The organism is Pseudidiomarina sp. WS423, from assembly GCF_050750165.1.
In the GTDB taxonomy this organism is placed as follows: Bacteria; Pseudomonadota; Gammaproteobacteria; order Enterobacterales; family Alteromonadaceae; genus Pseudidiomarina; species Pseudidiomarina fusca.
In genome coordinates, this window is sequence record NZ_JBOJLN010000001.1 from 231,134 (window position 1) to 244,373 (window position 13,240).

Consider the following 13,240-nt stretch of genomic DNA (forward strand, 5'->3'; position numbering starts at 1 on the left):
AGCGTGTTTCTTAAACCGGTATGTTTGCTTACCGCAGTTACTAGCGTTTTTATCTTAAGCGCATGTAGTGACAATAACCAACTACCGGCCCCGTTAAGTGAGGGCTTGGTGTATTGTTCTGAGGGTAATCCAGAGAGCTTTAATCCACAGTTAGGTACTTCCGGCACCACCGTTGATGCAACCTCGGCGCAACTCTACGATCGGCTGATTGATTATGACGCTGAGCAACAGCAATTTATTCCCGCGTTAGCAACCCAATGGCAAGCCTTCGACCAAGGTACCAGGTATCGTTTTAAGCTCAGACAGCAGGTAGCTTTTCATCAAACTGCATGGTTCCAGCCCAGTCGTCCGTTTAACGCTGATGATGTACTTTTTAGTTTCAACCGTTGGCTCAACGAACAACATCCCTATCATAACGTTGGCGGCGGCCGGTACCCCTTTTTTCGCTCCAGCGGTTTAATGCGCTTAATTAAACGAGTAGAACGCGTCGATGATCACACCGTTGATTTCTGGTTGAACCAAGCGGATAGTTCATTTTTAGCCAACTTAGCTACTGATTTTAATGTGATCTTAGCAGCGGAATACGGTGCTCAGCTGCTCGCTCAAGGAACACCAAGCGATATCGATAGGCTTCCTATCGGCACCGGTCCCTTTGTGTTTGATGAATTTCGTAAAGATTTTGTGATTCGCTATCGTAACCATCCCGACTATTGGCGCTCGCAGCCGCATATCACTCAGTTAGTGTATGTGATTACTCCCAACGCCAATAAGCGGATGTTGAAACTCCTGACCGGTGAATGCGACGTCATTCCTTATCCACTGATTGACGAATTAGCTCAGCTTGATACGCAAGCTGAAATTGAAGTAGCTAGCGCAGTGAACCCAAGTTTGTCGTTTTGGGCCTTTAATACCAAGCGCCCCCCTTTTGATAATCCTTTGGTGCGTCAAGCCTTAGCTCATGCGATTAATCGTCCTGCCATTATCCAGACCATCTACGGCGGTAAAGCCCGGCTCGCCAGTGGCATGCTACCAGAGACTTCTTGGGCCTATAGCGCTGAACCCCAAGCCTATCCCTACGATCCAGCTAAAGCCATTGAACTACTACAACAAGCGGGCTACCCCAACGGATTTAGCATGAATATTTGGGCGATGCCGGTACAACGTGCTTACAACCCTAATGCACAGCGTATGAGCGAACTAATGCAAGCAGATTTAGCTCGTATTGGTGTGCAGGCAGATATTATCAGTTACGAATGGAATACCTTTCGGCAACGGCTGGCTCGCGGAGAGCATGATAGCGTTTTGATTGGCTGGGTGGCTGACAATGCCGATCCGGATAACTTTTTCCGCCCCATCTTGAGTTGTGCGGCAACCCGCAGTGGTAATAATCGGACCCAATGGTGCGATCCAGAATTTGATCAACTCTTGGTCGAGGCTATCACTGAGACTGAACCGCAGCAACGTAAACAACTCTACCAACGAATTGAAAATTACGTGATGCAACAAGCCCCGCTGGTGCCCATTGCCAATTCATTGCGGTTTCAAGCCCATCGCGCTGATATTCAAGGAGTTGAGTTACCCCCGTATGGTGGCCTCAGTTTTCGCAAAGCACGGAGGCTAACCGATGCTCCGTTATAGTTTACGCCGGCTCATTCTTTTTATCATTACGCTGTGGCTGTTGAGCCTATTTGTGTTTGCACTGAATTATTGGTTTCCTGGTGATCCCCTTACCAATATGACCGGAATCCGTGATCAGAACAGCTATGCCTACCAGCAAGCGGTTGACGCACGTGGTTTTGATAGCGGTATTTTGCAGCAATATATGGGGTTTATTGACCATCTTTTGGCCGGGCAATGGGGCAACTCCCTAGCCAGTCAAACAGACGTTTTTGCTCAATTACAACCGCTGTTTGGCGCAACCCTTGAGCTTGGCTTATTAGCCATGGCGCTGGCATTATTACTAGGCTTGCCACTCGGCATATATGCGGCATTACAGCAACGAGGACCTCTCGATCGCGTGATTATGGGATTGAGTTTAAGTACTTATTCCATTCCCGTCTTTTGGTTAGCACAACTCTTTATTTTGTTGTTTGCTGTCAAGCTGGGCTGGAGTCCCATCTCAGGACAAATTAATCCACTTTATAATATTGAATTACAGAGCGGCTCGATTCTTTGGGATATCTGGCGCAGTGATATGCCCTACCGCCCAGCAGCATTTATTGATGCCCTAGCCCACTTGTGGTTGCCGGTCTTGGTATTGTCGTTAATGCCGATGACTATGCTCATTCGTATTATGCGCAATGCCATGCTCGATGTGCTGCAACAAAATTACATTAAAGCGGCACGAGCTCGTGGTTTAGCTGATAGCCGTATTTTATTCCGACACATTATTCCTAATGCCTTGCAACCGGTAGTACGCCAATTGGGCCTGCAATTTAGTGTGTTAATGACAAACATCATTATTACTGAAGTTATTTTTAATTGGCCGGGCCTCGGCAGTTGGTTAGTCAAAAGCATTTATGAGCGCGATTACCCGGTTATGCAGGCAGGTATTTTAGTGTTAGCAAGCTTAATTCTGCTGGTCAATGTGCTGGTTGAGCTATTGCATGCATGGCGGTATCCGCAGGTGAGGAAAGAACAACATGCCGAACACTAGTATTTATTATCAACACCGTGAGCCCAGCCCTCTGCGGCAATTATGGCTCCACATCACTGCTAATCCTTTTGCGATGGTAGCTTTTTATATTTTTGCCGGCATCATGGTGCTGATGGTGTTGTCGCCTCTGGTCAGTCCATTCAGTTCTGAAACTCAATTTTCAGATCATGTGCTGCAACCTCCTGCTTGGCACGCCGAGGGACAGATTCGATTTCTGTTTGGTACCGACGACTTGGGTCGAGATTTACTTTCCCGAGTGCTACATGGTTCTGTTTACAGCCTTGGTTATCCCCTGTTAGCTACCTTGTTGGCTGCGTTGATTGGCATCAGTATCGGTGCTTGGGCTGGCATGAGCCAAGGTGTGCAATCTTCTACCCTCAATCATTTATTAGATGTCCTGCTATCCATTCCATCGTTACTGTTAGCGCTAGTGATTATTGCCATTCTAGGCCCTGCTCTACATAACGTTATGATAGCTATCACCTTAGTGTTGATTCCGCAATTTATTCATAGCGTGCACAATGCCTTTTATGAAGAGCGCAACAAAGAGTACGTGGTTGCGTCAAAACTGAATGGCTGCACACGCTGGTACCTGCTTACTCGAGTGATTTTTCCGAATATTACCTCGGTGGTGGTGATGCAAATCACCTTTGCACTCTCTACCGCTATACTAGATATTGCGGCATTAGGCTTTTTGGGGCTTGGCGTGCAGGCACCGGCGCCAGAATGGGGTACCATGCTGGCACGTAGCTTAGATCAAGTTTATTTATCGCCTTGGACCATGGTATTGCCCGGCTTAGCCTTGTTTTTAACCGTGCTCTCTATCAATGTACTAGGAGATAGTGTGCGAGCCGCTATTCAAGAACGGATACGTAATTCATGAGCCAAACGTTACTTGATATTCGCAACTTAACCATTGAGTTACAGACCAGCTCCGGCTTGGTTAAAGTGCTGGATAAATTTAGCCTGCAAGTTGCTGAAGGCGAAATTCATACCCTTGTAGGCGAATCTGGTTCAGGTAAAAGTCTCTTGGCTAAAGCCATTATGGGGTTTATTAATCCGCGCTGGAAAATTACCGCCGACCGTCTTTGGTGGCGTCATTACGATCTGCTGGCGCTAAGCCCTAGCCTACGCCGGCTAGTAACCGGGCGGGATATGGCGATGATTTTCCAAAATCCCAGTAGCTATTTAGATCCCAACAGTAAGGTGGGTGACCAACTGCGTGAAACCATCCCCGCCAGCGAGCTAAAAGGTATCTATTTGCGCCGCAAAGCTTCCCGCACCGTGCGCGCAGAACGCTTACTGCATCGCGTTGGTATCAAGGATCACGCTGCGGTGATGAACAGCTATCCTTTTGAATTATCCGATGGCATCGCTCAAAAAGTGAGTATTGCCATGGCTATCGCCTACAATCCTAAACTACTTATTGCAGACGAGCCCACTACCGCGATGGAGCCAGGTACTCGCAATCAGATTTATCGCTTGCTAGCCAAATTGAGTTCACAAGGCATGTCGATTCTTATGATAACTCAAGATTTAACCTCGATTATTCCAGAAAGTAAGCGTATGAGTTTAGTTTACTGCGGGCAATTGATGGAGACGGGGCCAACAGAAAAATTGATGACTGAACCCTACCATCCTTATACTCGAGCTATGCTTGAGATGAGTCTTTACAACCAAACCTCCGCAGCAAAGACACGGTTACCAACGCTTTCAGGCGCCATCCCAACCTTACAACACATGCCGATCGGTTGTCGCCTAGGCCCGCGTTGTCCGTATGCTCGTAAAGCTTGTATTCATCAGCCGCGCTTAGAAAAAAGTAGACAACATCAATACGCCTGCCACTTTCCGTTAATTGAGGGCAATCGCGATGACTAAATTGCTTGAGGTACATGCTATTTGTAAGTATTACCAGCAAAAGCAAGGGTGGCTACCAGGTCGCAGGATTTGTGCTCTTGAGCCTATTAGTTTTAGCCTCAACAAAGGCGAGACGCTTGCTATTATGGGAGAAACAGGCTCTGGCAAATCGACGATCGCAAAACTGATTGCTGGTGCGGACGTGCCCTCTAATGGCGAAATTTGGCTGCACGGCAAACGTCTTGATCCCCATAACTACCGCCAGCGCTGCCGCGATATTCGAATGATTTTTCAAGATTCGATGCGATCGTTAAATCCGCAGTTAACCATAGGTAAGCAGCTTTCAGAAGCACTTAAATTCAACACTAATTGGAACCTCGCACAACAAACCGAACACGTGCTACAAACCTTAAGCAAAGTCGGCTTATTGCCCGATCATTATCATTTTTATCCGCACATGCTATCCACGGGGCAGCAACAGCGGGTGTGCATTGCCCGAGCAATAATTCTCGAACCACAGATCATTGTGGCTGATGAAGCCTTCGTAGCACTGGACCCATCGATTAGAGCTCAAATCATTAACCTTATCCTAGATCTTCAAGAAGACATGGGTATTTCGTTCATTTTCGTCTCTCATTCGCCGGAGATCGTGAAACATGTTGCAGACAAGATCTTAATAATGCATCGTGGTAAAATGATTGAGTTTGGAACGACAGAAGCGCTTATCCATAATCCGCAACATCAGCTAACGCGTATGCTGTTGCAGTCAGAACTATTAAACAAAGCGCTTAAACACACAACAACACAGGAGTAAGACTTTGGAAACAGGTACGCTAATATCTCTAGCGCTCTACTTCATCGTTATGTTGGGCATAGGTGTTTATGCCTATAAAAAATCGACGGCCGATGTTTCTGGCTACATGTTGGGGGGGCGCAGTTTAGGCCCAGGAGTAACAGCTTTATCCGCTGGTGCTTCAGACATGAGTGGCTGGATGCTGATGGGTTTGCCAGGCGCTATCTATGTGTCTGGGGTATCGCAACTATGGATTGCCGTAGGCTTACTTATTGGTGCCTACTTAAACTACATCGTCGTGGCACCGCGATTGCGCACTTACACTGAAGTTGCTAACGACTCCATCACTATTCCGGACTACTTTGCCAATCGCTTTGACGACCGTAAGCGCTTTTTACGGGTGTTTTCTTCGATTGTCATCATTGTTTTCTTTACCTTATATACCTCGGCTAGCTTAGTTGCCGGCGGTAAACTTTTTGCCAGTGCCGCATTTGGCTTGGACTACAGTTTAGGCTTATGGGTAACAGCCGGCGTGGTTTGTGCCTACACCCTGTTCGGTGGGTTTTTAGCGGTTTCCATGACCGACTTTGTACAAGGGTGCATCATGTTTGTCGCCTTGGTACTGGTGCCAATCGTGGCAATCTCCGATTTAGGTGGTATGACCGCAGTGACTCACACCGTCGAATCGATGAATCCTGACTACCTTGAACTGTTTAAAGATGCCGCAAAAGATCCGTTGGTGAATCAGCTCAGTTGGCTGGGTATCATCTCATTACTAGCATGGGGCTTGGGCTATTTTGGTCAACCCCACATCATCGTCCGTTTTATGGCGATCCGCTCAGTGAAGGATATTCCTACCGCACGCCGAATTGGTATCAGCTGGATGTTTGTTTCTATCATTGGTGCCATGGTTACCGGCTTTGTGGGTATTGCCTATGTTACTGAAACTAAAATGGTCCTTAATGACGCTGAGACTATATTTATTATCTTCTCGCAATTCTTGTTCCATCCCTTAATTTCGGGCTTCTTATTGGCTGCAATTCTTGCAGCAATCATGAGTACCATTTCATCGCAACTGCTAGTTACCTCAAGCTCGCTTACAGAAGACTTTTACAAAGCTTTCTTGCGCCGCGATGCCAGTGACAAAGAACTAGTAACCGTAGGTCGTATTTCGGTGTTATTAGTTTCATTGGTGGCTATTGCGCTAGCATGGGATCCTGAAAATACCATTCTAGGTCTCGTTGCTAACGCTTGGGCAGGATTTGGCGCGGCCTTTGGTCCAGTGATTATTATGAGCTTGTTCTGGCGCAGAATGAATCGTCATGGTGCCCTAGCCGGCATGCTGGTGGGTGCTGGTACTGTCTTATTCTGGATTTACGCACCGGTATTAGCTGACGGAGCAACGCTTAGTAGCCTTGTTTACGAAATTATCCCTGGCTTTATCCTAAGCTCGTTAGCGGTATGGATTGTTAGCTCAATGACAGCTGAGCCAAGTGCTGATTTACAGCAAACCTTCGCTAAAATGGAAGCCGTCATTACTGAACACAAATAATAGAACCTAAGGTTCCAAATCTAAAAAGCCAGCGTTAAAACGCTGGCTTTTTTATATCTGCTTAAAAACTTGAAATGCTAACCGCGTCGCTGGGCAAAAAGCTCCAACTCAGACATGATGTAATCTTTCATTCTGATCGTGGTTTCATAGCCAATATCTATCGCATCGTTACCACTTTCAAACTGCATTAAACCAATATGCCCTAATTTCGGCTGAATCAGGATATCGGGCGGATCACCAGCCAAACGTGCTTTAGTAATTCGCTCTTGCATGATATCGATAGAGCCTGCCATCACCCCAAACATACCAGGAGCTTTGTACGAAGGGCCAGTAAACTTCTCTTTAACCGCATCCCAATAGTGCTGACTAGTAGAGATAAAACTATTAAAAAACCCCTCTCCTTCGTCTTGTTCCGATTGCGGCTTAGGATGACTTGCCTCGGTCGTAGCCGGAGTATTATGCCCATGCACATCCGCTTGTGGCTCAACACCATCTTTAGGAGGCGCTACGTACTTGGATCTTGCTTCGATGGCGCTGGTGTTCAGCTGTGAGTTTAAATTCACTGCAATGACGAAGTCAGCACCTAGCGCACGGCACAAGGACACTGGTACAGGATTCACTAACCCACCATCAACTAACCAACGTCCATTAACCGCAGAAGGGGCCAACATACCTGGCATAGCGCAAGAAGCTCGGGATGCTGCATACACGTCACCTTTGCGTAACCAAATCTCTCTTCCAGTATACAAATCGGTAGCAACTGCGCCGTAAGTAATCGGCATGTCTTCAATATCTATTGCGCCAAAGCGTTCACGGGCATGGCTGAAAACTTTTTCACCATGAATAATGCCGCCGTTACTTAGCCCATAGTCTAGGAGATTAAAAACTTGCCAACGCCCCATGCCGCGCACCCATTCTTCTAGCTCAGTTAAGCGACCAGAAGCAAAACCGGCCCCCACAAGGGAGCCGATTGAAGTGCCTGCGACCATGTTTATTTCTACTCCCATGTCCTGCAGCGCTTTAATCACACCAATGTGCGACCAACCTCGTGCAGCACCTGAGCCAAGTGCTAACGCAACTTGTGCATAACTCATGACGCTATTCCTAATTTTATTGCTAAAACCTTAAATTAAATCATCATCTAGCATAACGTCAACAGCATCATCGGCTTTTGCTGGCTTTTCACCTTTAACTGGCTTGGCTAACAATTGTTCACGAATCTGTTGTTCAATATCTTCAGCAATCGCTTTGTTTTCTATCAAGAACTTCATGGCATTAGCTTTACCCTGACCAATCTTATCGCCCTTGTAGCTGTACCAAGCTCCTGCTTTATCAACAATCTTCTGTTTCACGCCAAGATCAATCAACTCGCCTTCTTTAGAAATACCGCTGCCGTACATGATCTGGAAGTTAGCTTCTTTGAATGGCGGTGCTACTTTATTCTTTACAACCTTCACGCGCGTTTCGTTACCAACAACTTCATCGCCCTCTTTCACCGAACCCGTACGACGAATATCTAATCGAACCGATGCATAGAATTTAAGTGCGTTACCGCCCGTGGTGGTTTCTGGATTACCAAACATAACCCCAATCTTCATTCGAATCTGGTTAATGAAAATACATAAACTATTCGATTTCTTGATGTTGGCTGTGAGTTTACGTAACGCCTGCGACATCAACCGAGCTTGCAAGCCCATATGACTGTCACCCATTTCACCTTCAATCTCAGCTTTTGGTGTTAGCGCTGCTACCGAGTCTACAATAACCACATCCACGGCACCTGAACGGACTAACATGTCACAAATTTCTAGGGCTTGTTCGCCCGTATCAGGTTGCGATACGAGTAATTCATCAACCTTCACGCCCAGCTTGCCAGCGTAAACGGGGTCAAGCGCATGTTCAGCATCAACAAACGCACAGGTTTTGCCTTGCTTTTGCGCTTCCGCAATTACTTGTAGAGTTAATGTCGTTTTACCACTTGATTCTGGTCCGTAAATCTCTACGACACGACCATACGGTAAACCACCAATACCCAAGGCAATATCTAGAGTTAATGAACCCGTTGAAACCGATTCAATATCCATCGCGTGGTTATCGCCAAGGCGCATAATAGAGCCTTTACCAAACTGGCGTTCAATTTGACCAAGGGCGGCGTCGAGTGCTTTTTGTTTATCGTTGCTCATGCTAGTGTCCGTTTGTTAATCGCTTTAAAATGATTGTACTGTAAATTTATACAGTATCAAGTTATTTTTTTAATACTTAATAATGCTTCGTTAATGGTAGCTAATCGCACCGCTTGCCGATCGCCAGGAAAGACCTGCTGCCAAGTAATGCATTCGCCCTGCCAGGCTAAGCCAAACCAAACCAAACCTACAGGTTTGTCGGCACTCCCACCACCGGGCCCGGCGACCCCTGTTACTGCTACCGCAACCTCTGCCCCACTGGCTGTCAAAGCACCGCGAGCCATTGCTGCTGCAGTTTCGGCAGACACCGCACCGTATTTTGCTAAGGTGTAGGAAGTTACCCCTAACTGGCTTTGTTTCATGGCATTGCTGTAAGTGATAAAGCCGCCTTCATACCATGCTGAGCTACCAGCAACAGTGCTAATAGCATACCCAATTCCGCCGGCCGTGCACGACTCAGCGGTGACACAACGCCAACCACGCTGCTCTAACCAAGCGCCCAATTCTACTGCTAAATTAACTGTGCTTTGTGGTACCATTTAGTTATCCTTGAGGGCCGCAAAGCGGCTACACATATTCAGTTTAAATGCCAGCTAACCACGACTTTAGAACGGATTATAACAAGCATGTCGGATGCCCAAAATATAACAAAAGATCTCGCCGCACACACGCCTATGATGCAGCAATATCTGCGCATTAAGGCAGAACATACCGATTGCTTATTATTCTATCGGATGGGGGATTTTTACGAATTATTCTACACCGATGCCAAACGTGCAGCTGAACTGCTCGACATTTCTCTTACCCAGCGCGGTGCCAGCAATGGCCAACCTATCCCGATGGCCGGGGTACCTTATCATGCCGCTGAAGGTTATCTTGCGCGGCTTATCGAACTAGGCGAGTCCGTCGCAATTTGCGAGCAAATCGGAGACCCTGCGACCAGCAAAGGTCCGGTCGAGCGTCAAGTGGTCAGAGTATTAACTCCAGGTACCATTACTGATGAGGCTCTGCTCAAGGATCATGCTGAGCAGTTACTGGTTGCCATCCATCCGGCTGAACCTATCGGAATTGCTTGTTTAGATATGGCGAGCGGTCGCTTTAGCATTTTGGAGGTCGCCGACCGTGAGCAGCTTCAAGCTGAATTAGAACGACTGCAACCAGCTGAAGTACTGTATCCAGACACCCATGAGTTTAGCCAACGAGAGCTGGCCTGCAGTTGCATTCGCCGCCGCCCCGATTGGGAATTTGAAACCACCAGTGCTATCGAACAACTCTTGCGTCAATTTCAAGTGGCTCACTTAGATGGTTTTGGGGTAAGCCACCTACCCGCTGCTATCGGGGCTGCCGGTGCAATCTTAAGTTATGTGCGCAGCACCCAACGCGCAGCGCTTCCTCACATTACTGCGATTGTGGCTGAGCGCCAAGCTGATGCGATTATGTTAGATGCCGCCACTCGTCGAAATTTAGAACTGGTGCGCTCGTTTAGTGGACAGAAAACATCGCTCTATCATGTTTTAGATAATACCAGTACTGCTATGGGCAGCCGATTGCTGCAACGGTGGCTGCAACGGCCGTTACGACAACATCAACTCTTGCAACAGCGCTATGACGCAGTGGCTAGCTTACAACATAGCGAATTAGCTGAACTGAAGCATGTCTTACGCCAGGTTGGTGACCTTGAACGGATCATCACTCGTATTGCCTTGCGTAGCGCACGCCCACGTGATCTCGCCCGATTGCGGCAAGCATTGCAAAGCTTGCCCGAATTAAAGCAATTACTGGATGCACCTGCGTTAGCCCACTGGCAACAAGCCGTAGCTGAACTACCGGAATTAAGGGCATTACTAGAACGCGCGATTGTAGCTACGCCACCTCTTTTGATACGAGATGGCGGCGTTATTGCGCCCCATTTTGATGACGAACTCGATGACTATCGCCAGTTAGCTGAAGGTGCTACCGATGTCTTGCAGCATATCGAAACGCGAGAGCGTCAGCGCACCGGCATTCATACGTTGAAGATTGGCTTTAACAAGGTTCATGGGTATTACCTCGAAGCTAGCCGCGCCGCCAGCAATCAGATCCCAGCAGAATACCAACGGCGGCAAACCCTTAAAAATGTCGAGCGGTACATCATTCCTGAACTAAAAACCTACGAAGACAAGGTGCTTAATAGTCAAAGTCGTGCTTTGGCTCGTGAAAAATGGCTCTATGAACAGTTATTAGAGCAGCTAGCTGAGCACTTGGTGACGTTACAAAAAACAGCGCAAAGTATCGCCGAAGTAGACGTATTGCGTGGCTTTGCTGAACATGCATTGACGCATAACTACCAACGTCCGCAATTATCAGAACAAACTCAAATTAGATTGCATCAAGCACGCCATCCAGTAATTGAGCGTATGCAAACAGAGCCTTTTATTGCGAATGACGTTGAACTCAATCCTGAGCGGCGTTTACTGCTCATTACCGGGCCCAACATGGGTGGTAAATCCACCTACATGCGTCAAACAGCTCTCTTAGCCATCATGGCTCATTGCGGTTGTTTTGTGCCAGCTAAAGAAGCTGTTTTTGGCCCTATCGATAGGATCTTCACCCGAATTGGAGCCTCTGACGATCTTGCTTCAGGTCGTTCAACCTTTATGGTCGAAATGACTGAAGCTGCCAATATTTTACACAATGCTACAGCACAAAGTTTAGTGTTGATGGATGAAATAGGCCGCGGTACTTCTACTTATGATGGTTTAGCCTTAGCCTGGGCCTGCGCTGAAGCTCTCGCTGATAACAACCGTTCGTTAACCTTGTTTGCTACCCATTATTTTGAATTAACTCAAACCATTGGACAGCAATCAGGGTGCATTAATGTGCATGTTGAGGCGACGGAACATGACGAGCATATTGTGTTTCAGCACAAAGTAAGTGAAGGTGCGGCGAGTCGCAGTTTTGGCGTGCAAGTTGCCCAGTTAGCAGGCCTGCCCACTAGTGTATTAAAGCAAGCTCGGTTGCATTTGCAACAACTAGAAGCTCGTCAGCAGCTGCAACAGAGTATGGTAAACGAATCTTTAAGTAACACCGAGCAAGCCGATTTATTTGCGCAGATGGAACGCGAGATCAAAGCAGTACAGGCAAGCTCGTCGACACCTAGTGAATTCGAGCAAGCACTACGTGACTTAGATGTGAATCAGTTAACTCCGCTTGCTGCCTTAACCTGGTTGGCGCAATGGCAACAACGGTTACTCTCGATGAAATAACGAATCTAAACTTAAGCCCTGCTGGCGCAACATATCACGCAAACGGCGCAAGGCTTCTACCTGAATTTGTCTTACCCGCTCGCGGGTAAGGCCAATTTCACGGCCAACATCTTCAAGGGTTGCCGGCTCGTGACCCAATAAGCCAAAGCGTCGAGCCAGAACCTCACGTTGTTTTTCGTTTAGGGTTTCTAACCAAGCTAAAATATGTTGTTTGGTATCATCATCCTGCAATGACCCTTCTGGGCCATGATCATCATCAGCCGTTAGCATTTCAACCAAAGACTTATCGTTATCGCTGCCCCCCATTGGGGTATCAACCGAAGCTATCCGCTCATTTAAGCGAAACATCCGGTTCACATCAGCCACATCAACATTCATTTTTTCGGCAATTTCTTCTGCCGTAGGTTCATGATCTAAACTTTGTGCTAACTCGCGCGAGGCGCGTAAATAGCTGTTCAGCTCTTTCACGACATGAATGGGTAGGCGAATGGTACGAGTTTGGTTCATGATGGCGCGTTCGATTGTTTGTCGAATCCACCACGTGGCGTAGGTAGAAAAACGAAAGCCTCGCTCTGGATCAAACTTTTCGACCGCGCGGATCAAACCTAAATTACCTTCTTCAACGAGGTCGAGTAAAGCTAGTCCGCGATTCGTATAGCGTCGTGCAATTTTGACGACTAAGCGCAGATTACTCTCGATCATACGACAGCGAGCCTTGGCATCACCCTTGCGTGCTAGCCGCGAAAAATACACTTCTTCTTCGGCTGTTAACAACGGCGAATAGCCGATCTCACTCAGATACATCTGAGTTGCGTCCATTTTTTTCAGATAATGAGACCGGTTTGCAATAATCTCTTCAAATTCCGTATCGTCGTTATCTTCCTGCTCAGATTGTTGCATTGCATCAAGCTCTTGCTCATCAATGTCATCAATCTCATCCTGGCTTCGACTCAT

11 protein-coding genes are annotated in these 13,240 nt (G+C 47.3%); 7 read left to right on the plus strand and 4 right to left on the minus strand.

Annotation, left to right across the window (positions count from 1 at the left end):
• Positions 1-3 precede the first annotated feature (3 nt).
• From ACQ661_RS01080 to putP, 6 genes are read left to right on the plus strand one after another with little or no spacing between them, the layout of a single operon-like run.
• Positions 4-1,638, plus strand: a complete 1,635-nt coding sequence (locus ACQ661_RS01080; protein WP_431667366.1) for an ABC transporter substrate-binding protein — start codon at positions 4-6, stop codon at positions 1,636-1,638.
• Positions 1,625-2,656, plus strand: a complete 1,032-nt coding sequence (locus ACQ661_RS01085; RefSeq protein WP_431667367.1) for an ABC transporter permease subunit — start codon at positions 1,625-1,627, stop codon at positions 2,654-2,656. Before ACQ661_RS01080 ends, ACQ661_RS01085 begins: the two co-directional genes overlap by 14 nt.
• The gene (locus tag ACQ661_RS01090; RefSeq protein WP_431667368.1) at positions 2,643-3,539 is read left to right on the plus strand and encodes an ABC transporter permease subunit; all 897 of its coding nucleotides are present in this window, start codon (positions 2,643-2,645) and stop codon (positions 3,537-3,539) included. Before ACQ661_RS01085 ends, ACQ661_RS01090 begins: the two co-directional genes overlap by 14 nt.
• Complete coding sequence (locus ACQ661_RS01095; RefSeq protein ID WP_431667369.1) at positions 3,536-4,534, plus strand: oligopeptide/dipeptide ABC transporter ATP-binding protein; 999 nt, start codon at positions 3,536-3,538, stop codon at positions 4,532-4,534. Before ACQ661_RS01090 ends, ACQ661_RS01095 begins: the two co-directional genes overlap by 4 nt.
• Positions 4,527-5,327, plus strand: coding sequence for an ATP-binding cassette domain-containing protein (locus tag ACQ661_RS01100; protein WP_110075162.1), 801 nt, complete (start codon positions 4,527-4,529; stop codon positions 5,325-5,327). The genes ACQ661_RS01095 and ACQ661_RS01100 overlap by 8 nt, the downstream gene beginning before the upstream one ends.
• 4 nt (positions 5,328-5,331) lie before the next feature.
• The gene (putP, locus tag ACQ661_RS01105; protein WP_313932258.1) at positions 5,332-6,858 is read left to right on the plus strand and encodes a sodium/proline symporter PutP; all 1,527 of its coding nucleotides are present in this window, start codon (positions 5,332-5,334) and stop codon (positions 6,856-6,858) included.
• 77 nt (positions 6,859-6,935) lie between these two features.
• Here putP and ACQ661_RS01110 read toward each other — a convergent pair whose 3' ends face one another.
• From ACQ661_RS01110 to ACQ661_RS01120, 3 genes are read right to left on the minus strand one after another with little or no spacing between them, the layout of a single operon-like run.
• Positions 6,936-7,952, minus strand: a complete 1,017-nt coding sequence (locus ACQ661_RS01110) for a patatin-like phospholipase family protein (RefSeq protein WP_313932257.1) — start codon at positions 7,950-7,952, stop codon at positions 6,936-6,938.
• A 30-nt stretch (positions 7,953-7,982) separates the two neighbouring features.
• Positions 7,983-9,041 carry a recombinase RecA gene (gene recA / locus ACQ661_RS01115; protein WP_110075165.1) on the minus strand — a complete coding sequence of 353 codons (1,059 nt, stop codon included), beginning with the start codon at positions 9,039-9,041 and terminating at the stop codon, positions 7,983-7,985.
• 56 nt (positions 9,042-9,097) lie between these two features.
• On the minus strand, positions 9,098-9,580 hold the full coding sequence (locus ACQ661_RS01120) for a CinA family protein (RefSeq protein ID WP_431667370.1): 483 nt from the start codon (positions 9,578-9,580) through the stop codon (positions 9,098-9,100).
• 87 nt (positions 9,581-9,667) lie between these two features.
• Here ACQ661_RS01120 and mutS point away from each other — a divergent pair, with 87 nt between their 5' ends.
• Positions 9,668-12,286, plus strand: coding sequence for a DNA mismatch repair protein MutS (mutS, locus tag ACQ661_RS01125; protein ID WP_431667371.1), 2,619 nt, complete (start codon positions 9,668-9,670; stop codon positions 12,284-12,286).
• Here mutS and rpoS read toward each other — a convergent pair.
• Positions 12,269-13,240, minus strand: a complete 972-nt coding sequence (gene rpoS, locus ACQ661_RS01130; protein ID WP_431667373.1) for an RNA polymerase sigma factor RpoS — start codon at positions 13,238-13,240, stop codon at positions 12,269-12,271. The two genes, mutS and rpoS, sit on opposite strands and share 18 nt — an antisense overlap.